Raw genomic sequence first — 15,142 nt, forward strand, 5'->3', positions numbered from 1 at the left:
ACGCTCTGACCTGCGGCGCCCTGCACCGGGCCTGCAGGGCACCCCAGGTCAGCGCCGGTCAGCGTCCGATGCCCCGCCGGGCGCACTGCTCGCGCAGATCCGCGGCCAGGGCCCGCTCGTCGGCGGTGACGAGCTCGAAGTCCCGCACCACCACCTGGCCGCCCACCACCACGTGGCGGGGCCGGCGCCCGGGTGCGGCCCACAACAGTCCTCGGATCGGATCCGCGACGCCGGCGTCCGCGACCCCGCTGACGTCCCACACCACCAGATCCGCCACCGACCCCGGGGTGAGCCGGCCCAATTCGGGGCGCCCCAGGCCGTCGGCGCCGCCGGCGGTGATCATCTCCAGCACCTCGAGCGCGTCCAGTGGTCGCCCGGCGAGCGGGGCGACCTGCATCGCCAGGCGCGCGTCGGCCAGGAGGTGTCCGGCGTCGTTGCTGCCACCGCCCGAGGTCCCGAGTCCCACGGTCACCCCGGCGTCGCGCAGTCGGGCCACCGGCGCCACGCCCCACCCCATCGGAAGATCGCAGGCCGGGGCATGGGTCGCGGTGACCCCGCTCCCGGCGATCGACGCGATCTCGGGGTCGGTGATGTCGCAGAGGTGGGCGAGGGTGACGTCGGGGGCGAGCCAGCCCCACTCCTCCAGCAGGTCCAGGGGGCGACGGCCGTACAGTTCGGCGGCCCGGGCCACGTCGACCTGCTCGTTGGCCTGGGTGCGCCGCCGCAGACCGAGCCGGCGCGCGACCTCCCCCATGGCGGCGAAGGTCGCGGGCCCGTCTGCGTGCACACCCGACGGCCCCACGGCCAGCTGGCGCATCCCGTCGGCGGTGGTCCCGCCGGACGCGCCGGGCAGGTGCGCAGCGTGGATCGCCTCGACCGACGCCGCTGCGGCATCCGGGTCGTCTCCGGCGGTGCCGCGGACGAAGGCCAGTCGCGATCCCAGCGCCTGCGCGCCGGCGTACGCAGCACCGGCGATCTGCACGGGGTCCGCGCCCGCCGGCCAGGTGAGGTGGTGGTCGGCCACGGTGGTGACGCCGCACAGCAGTGACTCGGCCAGCGCCACGCGGGCGGACAGTTCGACCAGCTCATCGTCGACCCGCGCGGCGACGTAGGCCTCGCGCATCCGGGCCAGCCACACGGCCATCTCCACGCCGCGGGTACCGGGCAGGGTGCGGAACGCGCTCTGCAGCAGGTGATGGTGGGCGTTGACCAGGCCCGGGGTGACGACGCCGCCGCCAGCGTCGAGGGTCTCGACCACAGCACCGTCCGGCGCGGCGGCGATCCGCCCGTCCACGCACTCCACCGTGGCGGCGACGCCGGACTCGAGCCCCGGCGACCAGACCGCCGAGGCACCGGTCATCCGTAACACCCGCGCGCTCACGCGCGGCCGCCGGTCGACACGGCGGCGGACGGGGTCCGGCCCGTCGCCGCGGGAGACCCGCCGTCGCGCGGCGCGAACGACCTCATCCACACCAGGTCCGGGGTCAGGGGGATGAGGTCCTGCCGGACTCCGGTGGCCCGCCGGACCGCGATCCCCACGGCCGCGGCGACCGGGCAGTACGGGGCCTCGGACATGGACTTGGCGCCCAGGACGCCCTCGGACTCGACGGTGTCGGCGAAGAACACCTCGGTGCGCGGGACGTCGCCCATGCGGGGTGGGTGGTAGTGCCGCAGGGTCGCGTTGGTGACCGCGCCGGTCTCGTCGAGCATCACCTGCTCGTACAGCGCCGCCCCGAGGGCCTGGGCGACGCCGCCCTCCACCTGCCCCCTCAGCTGCTGCGGGTTGAGGACCCGCCCGGCGTCGACGGCGTGGACGCTGTGCAGGACCTTCACCGTCCCGGTGTCGGGGCACACGGCCACCCGCACGCCCTGCACGGTGAACGCGGCCTGCCGACCCAGCCCGTCGGCGCACCCCTCGGCGGACACCGGCAGGTGGGCTCCGGCGCGGAGCAGCTCGGCGACCCGGGTTGCCGCGCGGTGCAGGGCGCGCCCACCGACCACGGTGCCGGCGGAGCCGAACGCACCCGTGTCGTGGGTGAGCAGGGCGGTGTCGGACGCGTGCAGGACCACCGAGTCGGACGGCACGCCCAGCGCCTCGGCGACGATCTGGGTGTGCACGGTCGCTGTGCCGTTGCCGAATTCGGCCGTGCCCACGTAGGCGTGCACGGTGCCGTCGGCGGTGATCTCGACGCGGGCCGAACCGTGGTGGCCCCCGGGCGGATTGGTGGCGATCATGCACAGCGCGATCCCGGTCCCCTCCGCCCACCCGGGCGGCGCGGTCTCCCCGCGACCGGAGGCCAGGGCCCCTGCCACCAGGTCCAGGCAGTGGTCGAGTCCGTAGGAGGACAGGGCCAGCTCGTCGTCGTCGCCCGCGGAGCTCACCAACGCGTCACCCGGGCGCACCACGTTGCGCCGCCGCAGCTCCACGGGGTCCAGCCCGGCGGCATCGGCGAGTTCGTCCAGCGCGCTCTCCAGGGCGAACCCCACCTCCCCCAGCCCGTACCCGCGGAAGGCCCCCGACGGCACGGTGGTCGTGTAGACGGCCTCGGCGGTCACCCGCTTGGCCGGGCAGCGGTACAGCTCCACGGACTCGGTGATGGAGTGGAACATCACGCCCGCGGAGTGGCCCCCGTAGGCGCCGGCGTCGGACAGCACGTCCAGCTCGAGAGCGGTGAGCCGGCCGTCGTCGTCGCAGGCCACGGTGACGGTGGTGCGGTACGGGTGGCGCACGGTGGCGGAGGTGAACTGCTCCGCGCGCGAGTACTCCCACACCACGTCGCGGCCGGTGCGCAGGGCCGCGAGCACGGCCAGGTCCTCGACGATCATCTCCTGCTTGGCGCCGAACCCGCCGCCCACCCGCGCGGCGTGGACGCGCAGCTCATCGCGGTCGAGGCCGAAGATCCACGCCAACTCGTCGCGCACGAGAAACGGCACCTGGGTAGAGGAGCGGATGTCGAGCGACCCACCGACCCGGGGCCCGCCGTCGACGTGCCGCACGATCACCGCGTGGGTCTCCAGGTGCGTGTGCTGGACCCGCGAGGTGCTCCACGTGCCGGTCACCGTGTGCGCCGCGCGGGCGATCCCGGCGTCGACGTCGCCCACCTCGCCGGACCAGTCGGCCACCACGTTGCGCGCGGGGTCGGCGATCCGGGACTCCGGACCCTTGTCGCCGTGGATCGCCGGCGCTCCGGGAGCACGCGCCGCCCGCGGGTCGAGGACCGACGGCAACACCTCGTAGCGCACCTCGATCAGCTGGCAGGCACGCCGGGCTAGTGCCTCCGACTCGGCGACCACCGCCGCCACGCGCTGACCGTGGTAGCGCACGACCGGGTCGAGCACGCGGGTGTCGTCGGGATCGTCGGTACGCCGCTGGTGGCGGGCTGTGGAGAACAGGACGTCGGGGTCGTCGTGGTGGGTGAGCACCGCGACCACGCCGTCCATCGCGAGCGCGCGGGAGGCGTCGATCGACACGATGCGGGCATGCGCGTGGGGGGAGCGCAGCACCGCGAGATGCGCGCAGCCCGTCACGTCGGTGTCCAGGGTGAAGGGTTCGGCGCCGCGCACCACACGGTCGGTGGCCGGGGCGGCGACCGGGGCCCCGATCCCCCCGGCGGCGCACGAGTTCCAGGCGCCGTCGAGGGCGTCGGAGATCGCCCGGTAGCCCGTGCAACGGCACAGGTTGCCCTTCATGGCGGCGGTCCTCGGGGCCGGCCCGCCGTCCCGGGCGCACGGCGCGTGCTCCAGCCCGGTGACCGTGGTGACCATCCCTGCCGTGCAGAACCCGCACTGGAACCCGGCGGCGCGGGCGAACGCGGCCGGCACCTCGTCGGGGACCCCGGCGGCGGTGCGGACGTCGGCGCCCTCGGCGCGGTGCGCGGGCAGCACGCAGGAATGGGTGGGCACGCCGTCGACCAGCACGGAACACGCGCCGCAGTCGCCGGTGTCGCAGCCCTTCTTCACCGCGTGCACCCCCGACTCGCGCAGCAGCGTCCGCAGGCACTGTCCGGGGCGCGGGTCGGTCTCCAGCGCGCGTCCGTCGACGGTGATCAGCATGGTGCCTCCCGGTAGATGGGGTGGGTGAGTTCGGCGACGACGGCGAGGGCCGCGATTCCCGCCACGTGACGCCGCCAGCCCGGATCGCCCTGGGGGTCGTCGTGCCAGCGGGGCAGGTCGCGCACGGCGGCCTCGGCCTCGTCGGGCGTGGGGGGCCGGTCCCAGGTGAGCACCTCCGGGGCGGGCACGGCGGCGGTCACGACGAGCGTGCAACGGCCGCCGGGGTCCAGTCGCCCGGTGACCAGCGAGCCGGAGCGGCCGCTGGGCACCAGCGAGTGCCGCCGGACCGCGTAGCGCGCCCGGCTCGCCGCCGCGGGGATGACGAGCGCGCGCAGGATCTCGCCCGGGGCCAGGCAGGTGCGACCCGGACCCACCACCACCTCGGCGGCGGGGACGGTGCGGGTGCCGCCGTCGGGGGTCCAGATCTCGGTGGTCGCGTCGAGCGTGCAGGCCGCGGCCGTCCCGGCGCCGGCCGGCAGGGCTGCGCAGAGGTTGCCTCCCCAGGTGCCGCGGCCCCAGATCTTCCACGAGGCGAGCAGGCAGGAGAACGCGTCGTGGAGGAACGGGCGCAGGGGCGCGGTGAGCGGGTGGTCGAGCACGGTCCGCAGCGTGGCGGTAGCGGCGACCCGCAGTCCGCCGTCGGGCAGCGGTTCGACGTCGGGCCAGCGCAGGTCGAGCAGGTCCACGAGCGCGGTGAGCGGGGTGGTCTCCCCCGGCGGGGCCGCGGCGCCGGCCGGGTGCAGGTGCGCCTCCCCGTGCAGGGCGGTTCCGCCGGCCAGGGCCGTGGCGCCGGCGAGCAGGGCCGCGTGCGCCTCGCCCCGGCTGCGCGGTCGGTGGAGTGCGGTGACGCTGACCAGGTCCACCGCCCTCACCCCGCCCGGGCCAGCAGCCGCCGGCGGGCGGCCACCACGTCGCGGGCCACGGCGTCGGTGTCGACGGTGAGCACGCGCCCGTTTGCCACCACCCGGCGGCCCTGCACCCACACCCCGGCCATCGGCGGGCGGGACCCCAGGACGAGCGCGGCCACCGGGTCGTCGATCCCCGCGTGGGCCGGGGTGTCCAGGCGCCACAACGCGACATCGGCCTGGTATCCGACGGCCAGCCGCCCGATCTCACCCTCCCGCCCGAGCGCGCGGGCACCGTCCACGGTGGCCATCCGCAGCGCCGTCCGCACGTCCATCGCCCGGGGCCCGCGGGTGGCGCGGGCGAGCAGGAGCGCGGTGTGCATCTCTTCCCACAGCACGCCCGACTCGTTGCTCGCCGAGCCGTCCACGCCCAGCCCCACCGGGATCCCCGCGGCGAGCATGTCCGGGACGCGGGCGATGCCGGCGCCCAGGCGGCCGTTGGAGACGGGGCAGTGCGCGGCCGCCATCCCGCCGGCGGCCATCGCGGCGATCGCCGGGTCGTCGAGGTGCACGGTGTGGGCGAACCATACGTCCGGGCCCACCCAGCCCACCGACTCCATGTACTCCATCGGCGTGCTGCCGAAGCGTTCGCGGCAGAATTCCTCTTCGTCGTCGGTCTCGGCCAGATGGGTGTGCAGGCGCACGCCCCGCTCGCGGGCGAGCTCGGCGCTGGTGCGCAGCAGGTCGCCGGTCACGGAGAACGGTGAGCACGGCGCCACGGCGATGCGGCACATCGAGTCGGGGCCCGCGTCGTGGAAGCGGTCGATCACGTCGGCGGTGCCGGCGAGGATCGCGTCGATACCCTCGACCACGGAGTCCGGCGGCAGCCCGCCCGAGCTGCGGCCCAGATCCATCGACCCGCGGCTGGGGTGGAAGCGCAGCCCCACCGTCGCGGCCGCGTCGATCTCAGCGGCGAACACGTCCCCGGCGTCGGCGGGCACCACGTAGTGGTGGTCCGTGGTGGTGGTGCAGCCGCCCAGGGCCAGGTGCGCGAGCCCACCGAGGGCGGCGGTGCGGACGTCGTCGGCGTCGATGCCCGCCCACACCGGGTACGAGGCGGTGAGCCACTCGAAGAGCGTCGCGTCGGCCGCGAGCCCCCGGGTGAGCCACTGGTACAGGTGGTGATGGGTGTTGATCAGGCCCGGGGTGGCCAGACAACCCGTGCCGTCGACACGTTCCGCGCCGTCCGGAACGAGCGCCGGATCGCACGGCCCCTCCCCCACCGCGGTGATCCGGCCGCCTTCGAGCAGCACGTGGCCGGCGGTGTACTCGGCGCCGACGCAGTCCCCGTCCCCACCCCCGGCCCCGGCCCCGGCCCCGCCCATGGTCGCGACCGCGCAGTTCTCGATGAGCACCGCCGCGGCTCCGGAGGTCATGCCCGCACCAGGCCCGGCGTGAACGCCGGGGTGAACCCCCGCGCCCGGGCCGAGCGGATCATGCGCTCGGTGAGCTGGGCGTCGGCCTCGTCGGCGAGCGGGTGCAGGCTGCGCGCACCCTCCGCGACAAGGCGTCCGCCCACGTAGACGCGGGTGAGGTTGCGCAGCGAGCACGCCAGGACGTACGTGGCGACGGGGTCCCAGATCGGTCCGGTCGCAGGCCTGGTGGGGTCGACGACGACGAGGTCCGCGTGCTTTCCCACCTCCACGCTGCCCACCCGGTCGGACAGGCCGAGGGCTTCCGCGGCCCCCAGGGTGTGCATGTGCAGGACCTCGCGGGCGGCCAGCACCGCGGCGTCGGAGTGGACGGCGCGCTGGGTGTACAGGCCGATCCGCATGTTCTGGAACGGGTCGGACACGTCGGTGCAGGACTGGTCGTCCAGGCCCATCCCCACGCGGATGCCCGCGTCCCGGTACCGGGTGATGTCGGCGATGCCCGAGCCCAGCCGGCCGTTGGAGGTGGCCTGCCAGATCACGGCGGAGTCGGTCTCCGCGACCCGGCGGACCATGTGGTCGGTGGGGTGGACGAAGTGGCCGAACGCGAAGTCGGGGCCCAGGACCCCGGCGCGGTCGTACCAGTCGAACTTGGCCCGCTGTACCTCGAGGTGCTCGGCGGTCTCGACGAAGTGCGCCTGGTTGCCCACGCCGTGGGTGGCCATGGCGTGGCGTTCACGCTCGGCGGTGACCGGCGACGACGACCACTGCACCGACCCGAACACCGACCCGCCCAGGTCCAGCTCGCGGGGAACGGTGCGCAGTCGGTGCTCGGTGACGTGGGCGAACGCGTCGAAGCACTCGGCCTCGGGCAGCTGCTCGTCGTCGAGGCGGGTGGAGGTGACGCAGCGGAGCCCGGAGTCGGCCTGGGCGTCGATCTGCCGGGTGACGAAGTCGATGTCGTGGACCCGCTCGGCGACCAGGGTCGAGGAGGCGTGGTCGAACACCGCCACGACCCGGCTCTGGGTGAAGTTGTAGGCGCTGGTCACACCGTTGCGCAGGAAGTCCAGGCAGCCGGCGAGGGTGAACCAGTACAGGTCCTCGGCCTCCGCCCCGACCATCATCTCGCCCAGCGTCGACACCCAGCCGTAGAGCGTGTCGTCGGGGGCGGTGCCGCGCATCCCGGCGGTGAACAGGTGGCTGTGCGCGGAGACGAACCCGGGGGCGAGGATGGCGCCGCCGAGGTCGTGGACTTCGCCCGGCAGGCCGAGCGGCGGGTCGCCGGGGCCGAGTCCGGCGATGATGCCGGCCTCGTCCACGTGGACCCAGCCGTGGAACCAGGCGGGCGCGGCCGGGTCCGCGGACACGGGCAGGACCAACGCGTCGGTGAAGGTGATCATGGGTTCTCTCGTTCTCTAGTGTGTCAGCCCGGAAGTTCCTCGGCCCGCCACCGCTGCCCGTCCGTCACGAAGCGGCGCCGATGGGAGGGCTCGTCGCGTCCGGTGGCCCAGAAGGTCACGGACCCGGGCCGCAGTCGCATGCCCAGCCACGTCTCGGGCGGCTGCGCCGGCGACGTGCCGAACCGCTCCACCGCCGCGGCCCACACTCGGCGTCTGCCCGGCGGGGCGAGTTCCGCCGTCGCTTGGTCGTTGGTCCAGGCCAGGAGCTTGAGGTACTCGCTGCGGGAGTGATAGCTCGCCAGGTGCTCGTCCCGATCGGTCGGCTCGGCCACCCCGGTGACCGTGAGTTGCCGCGTCCGGTCGGCGGACACCACGACCAGCGTCGCGCGCGGGTCGGTGGCCAGGTCCAGGGCCTTCTGGGACCGCGAATCAGTGTGGAACGTGGGCCCGTCGGTGGTGGCCCCGGAGACCAGCAGGTGCCGACAGTGCGGGGTCCCGTCCGGGCCGACCGTGGCCAGGACCCCCAGCGGCGGGTCCGCCGGGTCGATCGACAACCACGCGACCATCGCCTGCAGCGGGTCATCGGCGGGGCCGGGCATGGTGACCACGGGCATCTCGACGGCGGTCACAGTGCACCTCCCGTCACGGTGGCCGCGGCGGTGACGGTGGCCGCGGCGGACACCCCGCGCGCCGGGTCGAACTCGGCGATCTCGGCCAGCGCCCCGGCCACGGCGTCCACGTGATCGGCCACCAACCGCCGCCCGGTCTCGGGGTCGGCCCCGGTGGGGTCTCCGATCACCCCGGTGTCGGACAGGTCGTCGGCCAGCCAGCCGAACCTCACGGGGCCGGTGAACCCGATGTGCTGACACTCCGCGATCCCGGCCGGGACCCTCGCCTCGGCCGCCGACATGTCGACGAGCTCGGGGTGCAGGTGCAGCATCATTGACGTCTCCGCCCACCCGGCGTGGATTCCCATGCCCAGCTCGGTGGGACCCGGGACCGCACGCCCGGCGTAGAGGAAAGTGCGCAGCCCGAAGCGGCGGCGCAGTTCGCGCAGCGCCACCTCGAGCAGCGCCGAGTTGCCGCCGTGGCAGTTGACGAACAGCACCCGGGTGAACCCGCTGGCCCGCAGTGCCGAGCCGAGCTCGACCACCTCGCGCATCAGCGTCTCCCCGGAGATCCACAGCGCCCCGGTGAGGTTGGCGTGTTCGTCGCTCTTCGTATATCCCAGCGCCGGCATGAGCCAGGCGTCGACGCCCGCCTCCGCCGCGGCGGCCACCGCGTGGGCGGCCACGTGCTCGGCCACCAGGAGGTCGGTGGCCAGCGGCAGATGCGGACCGTGGGGTTCGATCGCCCCGGCCGGGATGACGGCGACGGGGTCACCGGATCCGACCCGGCCCGCCTCGACGGTCGTGAGTTCGGCGTAGCGCCGCTGCGGCCCGATCACGCCTCCCACCGCCCGGGGTTGAGCAGGCCGAACGGGTCGGTGCGGCCCGCCAGCGCGCGGACGGCCTCGGTGCCGTGGTCCACGCGGTACTGGTGCGGCGAGTGCACGCGCACCCCCAGCTCCTCCAGCTCAGGCACACCCGCGTACGCGGCCTCCGGCGAGATGTAATGACCGTTGAGCATCCCGAACATGCGCCCGTGTCCCGCCTCCAGGTGCAGGGTCCCGCCCGGGTAGACGGCCTCCACCTCGTCGAGGCGTTCCACCAGGGCGTCACCCTGGCACTCCATGTGGAACCAGGTGTCCGGCTCGGCCTTCTGCAGCCAGTGGGTGGGGTGGTTGTAGGACAGGGTCGAGACCTTGATCGTCTCGTTGACGCCCGTGCGGACCGCCTCGACCACTCCCCCTGCGGCGTCGATGATCGCCCGGACCTCGTCCACCGCGGCGGCGTCGACGATCGCCCGCAGGCTCGCCCGGCCGGCGGGGATGGCCTCGTCGGCGGGCAGGCACGAGGAGACGTGGGCGCCGTCCGCCGAGCACAGGCGCGGCGCGGGCTCGACGAGGTGGACCCGCCGTACCGCGGCGAACGCGTCGTGGTGGTCGTCGAAACTGGCGTACACGCACCGCCAGTCCTGCAGCGGTTCGATCCGCACCGTGGCGCGCACGATGATCCCGGCGACCCCGTAGGTGTGGACGAACGGCTGGGCGTCGGCACCCTCCAGGTGCACGATCTCGGCGTCCTCGTGGGCGAAGACCACGTCGAGCGCCTCGACGAACCCCTGGTGGTTGCGGCCGTGCACGATCGTGCCGGTGCCCGCCGACCCGCCGGCGAGGAACCCGCCGAGGGTCGACTGCACGGTGGACGGGTACATCCACAGCTGACTGCCGTGGTGGGAGGCCAGCCGCTTCTCGAGGGTCAGCATGCGGACCCCGGCCTCGGCGGTGACCACGCCCGCCTCCGTGTCCACGTGGTCGACGCCTCGCAGCGCGGTCAGGTCCAGGACCAGCCCGCCGTGCAGCGGGACCACCTGGCCGTAGTTACCGGTGCCCTTGCCCCGGGAGGTGATGGGCACCCGTCGGCGGACGGCCGCGCGGACCACGGCGGGCACCTGCTCCACGTCCGTCGGCCGGCACACCACCTCGGGCCGGCCGATCGGCCACTGCGCCCGCAGGATCGGGCTGAGGTAGGACCCGTCCACCGATGCCTTGTCCAGGGAGCGGTCGTCGGTGTGCACGGCATCGGGACCGAGCAGGTCGAGCAGGTCGTCGACCAGGCCGGCGACGTCTGCGGTTGATCCGGGCGATCCGGTGGGCGGGGTGGGTGTGGCGGGCGCGGTGGAGGTCGCGGTCACGAGGGGCTCCGATCGGGTGCGGGACGGGGGCGGCGGGAACTGAACGGGTGAACCGGGCAGCGGAGCCGGATCAGTTCAACCCGATGGCCGGGTCGATGAACTGGTTGGTGGCGACGGTCTCGGGCGAGACGTCTTCGGCGATCGCGACGTCGGCGGCCTCGTAGACGCCCTTGACCTTGGCCACCATGTCGGCGAGGCGCTCGTCGTCGAAGTCACCGATCGTGGCGTTGGGTCCGTTGCCCACCAGTTCGCGCTCGAGCATGGCCTCGACGGCGAAGTCGGCCAGCTCAGCGCTGTAGACCCAGCCGGTGTTGAACTGCTCGACGGCGTCCACGATCACGGCGTTGGTGCGGGCCGGGTCCTCGAAGTACTCGACCTCGGCCTGCTGCAGTACGGGCACCAGCTTCTCCAGGCACGCCGCACTGTCCTCGAGCTCGGCGCTGCGCACGGCCATCATCGACTTGTAGATCGGGTAGCCCAGGTCGTGGAGCAGCTGGTACTTCACCGGCTTGCCCCATTCGGCGACCTCGTTCTCGTAGATGAACGGCTCGGCGCTGGCGAAGCCCTGCTGGGCGACCGCACCGCCGGAGGCGACGAAGTTCGAGGGCGAACCGTCGTAGCTGCCGTCGACCTGGGCGGGGTCGAGGATGCCCTCGCCGAGGAGGTAGTCCATGTAGGCGTTGCCCTCAAAGTACAGGACCCGCGTGTTCTCGTCCTTGAGGTCGCTGACGGTCTCGACGTCGGGGTAGGTCTCGGGGTCCCACATGATCATCTGCGGGTTGATGTCCAGCGGTGCGAAGACGCCGATGGTGGGGTTGTTCAGCGAGTTCTGGACCGCCTGGTCGGCGTCCACGTAGCCGAGCATGATGTCGGTGTCCTGGTACATCTGCGCGGTGACCTGCTGGAACCCGATCGCGGGGCCGCCGGCCCGGATCTCGACGTCCACACCGGTGTACTCACCGGAGGCGAACAGCGGCCCGGAGACCGACTTGGCGCCGGCGTCGATGGTCGGCTCCGGTCCGAGGAGTTCGTAGACGTGACCGTGTTCGGCCTCGGGGTTCCAGTCCGTCTGGACCACGACCTTCTCGGGGCACACCTCGCTGAGGTCGACCGCGCCGATCTCGCCGGTGTACCCGGAGGAGGCCTCCGCGGACTCGGAGCCGCCGCAGGCGGTGAGCGTGACGGCGCCGAGCGTGCAGAGCGCGGCCACGGAGACGGCGGTACGGGGGGCGGTGGTGCGTCGCATGGGAACTCCTGGGTGTGGGTGACGGAACGACGAGATGGAAGCGAGTGCGGTATTGATGTGATCAATAAAGAAGAGTGAACCGCTGCCGTGTTTCAGTGGTGTTGCGGGTTCGGTCGGGAGTCGTTACGGCTGGTCGCCGGGGGTTACGACTAGCGGTCGGCGTCCGGGTTGTACCAGCGCCCCACGACCCGACGGGACAGCAAGCCGAAGAACAGGAACACGGCCACGCCGAGCAGGGAGGCCAGGATGATCGAGGCGAACAGTTCCGGCGACTGCAGGCGAGCGCGGAAGGTGTCGATGAGGATGCCGATGCCCGGGTCGCCCTGCTTGAAGAAGAAGTCGCCGACGATCGCACCGACCACCGACAGTCCGGCGGCCACGCGCAGGCCCTCGAACAGGGCGGGCAGCGCCGCCGGGGCCTCGAGTTTGCGCAGCACCGTCAGGCGCCCGGCGTGATGGAGCGTGAACAGCCGGCGCAGGCCCGGGTCCACGGATTTGAGGCCGAACAGCGTGTTGGACACGATCGGGAACAGTGCGATCAGCACGCACACGAACACGCGGGCGGTGAACCCGAAGCCGAACCAGAAGCCGATCAGCGGCACCAGCGCGAGGATCGGGATGCACTGCAGCACCACCGCGTAGGGGAACAGCGAGCGCTCGGCCCACTTCTCCTGGCTCATGATGATCGCCCACACGACGCCGATCACGAACGCGATCGCCAACCCCGTCAGCGCGACGGTCGCGGTCCGGCCGAGCGCCTCGAGCATGCCCGAGACGCTGGGCCCGAACAGCCCGTCGGTGACCACCACGTGCGGCGCCGGAAGCAGGAACCGCCGCGACGGCTCGAGCACCCCGTAGCTCACGAAGTACCACAGGCCCAGCACTGCGGCCAGGACTGCCAACGGGCCGCCGTAGCGGACCACGGGACCGTCCGCGGACAGTCGGAACCGACTGCGGGTCGGCGCGCTCGGCGGAGCGGCAGCGCCGGACCCGGCGGGATCGCCGGCGGGGGCCGACCCGGCCGGTTCGGCCACGGGGCCCGGGCCCACGTCCGCGGTGGTGACCTTGTCGTCGTCGTCGCTCTTCACGGTCGAGCGGGCGGTGGTTCCGTTCATCAGTGTGCCTCCTCGAGTGCCTGGGAAACCTCGCCGACGAGGTTCATGTAGTCCGCCGTGTAGCGGATGTCGGGGTCGCGCTCCGGGCCGAACGGCACGTCCACCGAGTGGACGATGCGCCCCGGCCGACCGGACATCACCACCACGCGGGTGGACAGGTACACCGCCTCCGCGACCGAGTGGGTGACGAACAGTCCGGCGAACCGCTTGGCCGCGAACAGCCCCAGCAACTCGTCGCCGAGTCGTTGCCGGGTGATCTCGTCGAGCGCGCCGAACGGCTCGTCGAACAGGAACAACTCCGGGTCCAGGGTCAGCGAGCGGGCCAGCGAGACGCGCATCTTCATACCCCCGGAGAGCTCCTGGGGCAGGGACTTCTCGAACCCGGCCAGGCCCACCAGCTCGATCGCGGCGGCCGCACGGTCACGACGTTCGGTGCGGCCGACCCCGTCGAGCTCGGCTAGCATCTCCACGTTCTGCGCGACCGTCCGCCACGGCAGCAGGGTGGCGTCCTGGAAGACGTAGCCGATGCGGTCGGTGCCGGTCTGCATGTAACCGTCGGTGTGGGTGGCGAGCCCGGACGCGAGGCTGAGCAGCGTGGACTTACCGCAGCCGGACGGCCCCACCACGCTGACGAACTCGCCCGCGCGGATCCGCAGGTCCACGCCGTCGAGCGCGCGCGTACCGTTGGGGTAGGTCACGCCGACGCCCGAGAATCCCAGGATCTCTGCGCCGGGTCGGGCGGTCTCCGCCGCCCGGGTGTCGGTGGGTGTGGTCATCGGGACTCCTCGAAGGTTGGGGTGGGTTGGTGGGCATCGCACGGAGCGGCGCGGGCCAGCGGGTCGTCGGGCGGCGTGTCGGAGGGCGGCGTGCCCCCGGGGTCGACGACGACGAGGACCTCCCTCGCCGCCACCACGCAGCCCGCCCGCAGCACGATCCGGTCGGGTGGCGCGTCGGCGATCACGTCGTCGAGCCCGCCCGCTCGGACCAGCAGCAGATCGGCCCGGAGGCCGGGCGAGGGGCCGGCGGGCGGCAGACCCATGACCTCGCGGGCACCGCCCGTGACGAGCTGCCACGCGGTGTCCATGTCGAGGTGGGCGGCCACGATCAGCAGCATCGCCGTCTCGGTGGCGTCGGAGCGGCCGACCGGGTTGAACGGGTCGCGCACGTTGTCGGCGCCGGCGGCGACTGTCACGTCGGTCTCGAGCAGGGCCCGCACCGGGGGCAGGCCGCGCGGGACCGAGGTGCAGCCGGCTCGGCCCTGCAGGTACAGGTTGGTGATCGGCAGGGTCACCACCCCGACGTCCGCCCTGCTCAGCGCGCCGGCGGCGCGGGATTGGCCCGCCCCGTCGAGCGAGCCGATGCGGCAGCAGTGCCCGGCAGTGCGGATCTGCCCCGCCGGCCAGGTCGCGACGCGGTCGGTGAACACCTCGAGCATGGCGTGGTCGCCGTCGAGGAACTCGTCCACGTGCAGGTCTATGCCGGTGCCCAGCTCTTCGGCGAGGTCCACCAGTCGGTTTGTCTCGGCGACCGGGTCGGTCGAGATGTGTGGGGCCCCGCCGATGAGGTCGGCACCGGCCGCGATCGCGGCGCGGGCCCGGTCCGACGGGTCGACCTCGTTGACCATCACCGAGATCTGCAGGTCCATCACGCCGGCGAGCTCGTCGCGGACGCGGACGAGAGCGCGGACGCCGCGCAGCGGGTCGTGGTCGTCGTGCAGGTCCACGTGGCTGCGCACCGCGGTCGTCCCGTTGGCCACGAGCTTGCGCGCTGCGGCGAGGGCGCGGGCGTGGATCTCGTCCTCGTCGACCGTCGCGGCGTAGGCCCGCCACGCGTCGATCGCCGCCCCCAGGTCGCAGCCCGGCGGCCGCGTGGCGCCCCAGCTCAGGGCCTTGTCGAGGTGGGCGTGCGGCTCCGCGGGCGCGGTGAGCACCATGTAGCCGCGGGCGTCGATCACCGATTCGCCCCCGGTAGGACCACCGCGCGTCGGGGTGGTCCCCGCATCCGTCACGGCCACGACCACCCCGTCGACGATGTCCACGTCGACCACCCGGCCGCCCTGCAGCCGGGCCCCCGCGATCCGGTCCACGTGCCGCGGCGCGACTCGCTCGGCCCCGGCTCCGCGCTGTGCATCGCGCTGTGCCGCTCGTCGTGGTTCCATCGTTCCCCTCCTCTGCCGACTCGTGCGTTCCCCGCCGACCCTCCGACTCGGCCCCTCTCGGCAGCCCGGGCTTTCTGATCGGGTGCGGCACTTGTGCAT

The 15,142-nt window shown here is 73.4% G+C and carries 12 protein-coding genes; all 12 read right to left on the bottom strand.

Going from position 1 to position 15,142, the window contains the following annotated elements; translation table 11 throughout:
* Positions 1-58: 58 nt before the first annotated feature.
* A complete protein-coding gene (locus tag AYO52_RS04025) occupies positions 59-1,360 on the bottom strand; it encodes an amidohydrolase family protein (protein WP_082923763.1) in 1,302 nt (433 codons plus the stop codon).
* 17 nt (positions 1,361-1,377) lie between these two features.
* On the bottom strand, positions 1,378-4,053 hold the full coding sequence (locus AYO52_RS04030; protein WP_067713542.1) for a molybdopterin cofactor-binding domain-containing protein: 2,676 nt from the start codon (positions 4,051-4,053) through the stop codon (positions 1,378-1,380).
* Positions 4,047-4,916 (bottom strand): FAD binding domain-containing protein, encoded by an 870-nt coding sequence (locus AYO52_RS04035; RefSeq protein WP_067713669.1) that lies wholly within the window; start codon positions 4,914-4,916, stop codon positions 4,047-4,049. The genes AYO52_RS04030 and AYO52_RS04035 overlap by 7 nt, the downstream gene beginning before the upstream one ends.
* A 5-nt stretch (positions 4,917-4,921) precedes the next feature.
* Positions 4,922-6,334, bottom strand: a complete 1,413-nt coding sequence (locus AYO52_RS04040; protein ID WP_067713544.1) for an 8-oxoguanine deaminase — start codon at positions 6,332-6,334, stop codon at positions 4,922-4,924.
* Positions 6,331-7,728: an amidohydrolase family protein gene (locus AYO52_RS04045; protein WP_067713547.1), complete on the bottom strand. Its 1,398-nt coding sequence runs from the start codon at positions 7,726-7,728 to the stop codon at positions 6,331-6,333. The genes AYO52_RS04040 and AYO52_RS04045 overlap by 4 nt, the downstream gene beginning before the upstream one ends.
* 23 nt (positions 7,729-7,751) lie before the next feature.
* Positions 7,752-8,357 carry a pyridoxamine 5'-phosphate oxidase family protein gene (locus AYO52_RS04050; RefSeq protein ID WP_082923757.1) on the bottom strand — a complete coding sequence of 202 codons (606 nt, stop codon included), beginning with the start codon at positions 8,355-8,357 and terminating at the stop codon, positions 7,752-7,754.
* Entirely contained in the window at positions 8,354-9,184 is an 831-nt protein-coding gene (locus tag AYO52_RS04055; protein WP_067713549.1) for a creatininase family protein, read from the bottom strand. Before AYO52_RS04055 ends, AYO52_RS04050 begins: the two co-directional genes overlap by 4 nt.
* Positions 9,172-10,524, bottom strand: a complete 1,353-nt coding sequence (locus AYO52_RS04060; protein WP_067713552.1) for an FAD-binding oxidoreductase — start codon at positions 10,522-10,524, stop codon at positions 9,172-9,174. Before AYO52_RS04060 ends, AYO52_RS04055 begins: the two co-directional genes overlap by 13 nt.
* Before the next feature lie 70 nt (positions 10,525-10,594).
* Positions 10,595-11,770, bottom strand: coding sequence for a nitrate ABC transporter substrate-binding protein (locus tag AYO52_RS04065; RefSeq protein WP_067713555.1), 1,176 nt, complete (start codon positions 11,768-11,770; stop codon positions 10,595-10,597).
* 149 nt (positions 11,771-11,919) lie between these two features.
* Complete coding sequence (locus AYO52_RS04070; RefSeq protein ID WP_253701864.1) at positions 11,920-12,885, bottom strand: ABC transporter permease; 966 nt, start codon at positions 12,883-12,885, stop codon at positions 11,920-11,922.
* Positions 12,885-13,661: an ABC transporter ATP-binding protein gene (locus AYO52_RS04075; RefSeq protein ID WP_067713558.1), complete on the bottom strand. Its 777-nt coding sequence runs from the start codon at positions 13,659-13,661 to the stop codon at positions 12,885-12,887. Before AYO52_RS04075 ends, AYO52_RS04070 begins: the two co-directional genes overlap by 1 nt.
* A complete protein-coding gene (locus tag AYO52_RS04080; RefSeq protein ID WP_082923758.1) occupies positions 13,658-15,043 on the bottom strand; it encodes an amidohydrolase family protein in 1,386 nt (461 codons plus the stop codon). The genes AYO52_RS04075 and AYO52_RS04080 overlap by 4 nt, the downstream gene beginning before the upstream one ends.
* Positions 15,044-15,142: the final 99 nt, after the last annotated feature.

Source organism: Dietzia sp. 111N12-1 (assembly GCF_001658045.1).
Lineage (GTDB): Bacteria > Actinomycetota > Actinomycetes > Mycobacteriales > Mycobacteriaceae > Dietzia > Dietzia kunjamensis.

Bases quoted from the DNA above. Each gene is read 5' to 3' on its own strand.
- AYO52_RS04025 (WP_082923763.1), bottom strand. From the start codon at position 1,360: ATGACCGGTGCCTCGGCGGTCTGGTCGCCGGGGCTCGAGTCCGGCGTC.
- AYO52_RS04030 (WP_067713542.1), bottom strand. From the start codon at position 4,053: ATGCTGATCACCGTCGACGGACGCGCGCTGGAGACCGACCCGCGCCCC.
- AYO52_RS04040 (WP_067713544.1), bottom strand. From the start codon at position 6,334: ATGACCTCCGGAGCCGCGGCGGTGCTCATCGAGAACTGCGCGGTCGCG.
- AYO52_RS04045 (WP_067713547.1), bottom strand. From the start codon at position 7,728: ATGATCACCTTCACCGACGCGTTGGTCCTGCCCGTGTCCGCGGACCCG.
- AYO52_RS04065 (WP_067713555.1), bottom strand. From the start codon at position 11,770: ATGCGACGCACCACCGCCCCCCGTACCGCCGTCTCCGTGGCCGCGCTC.
- AYO52_RS04070 (WP_253701864.1), bottom strand. From the start codon at position 12,885: ATGAACGGAACCACCGCCCGCTCGACCGTGAAGAGCGACGACGACGAC.
- AYO52_RS04075 (WP_067713558.1), bottom strand. From the start codon at position 13,661: ATGACCACACCCACCGACACCCGGGCGGCGGAGACCGCCCGACCCGGC.
- AYO52_RS04080 (WP_082923758.1), bottom strand. From the start codon at position 15,043: ATGGAACCACGACGAGCGGCACAGCGCGATGCACAGCGCGGAGCCGGG.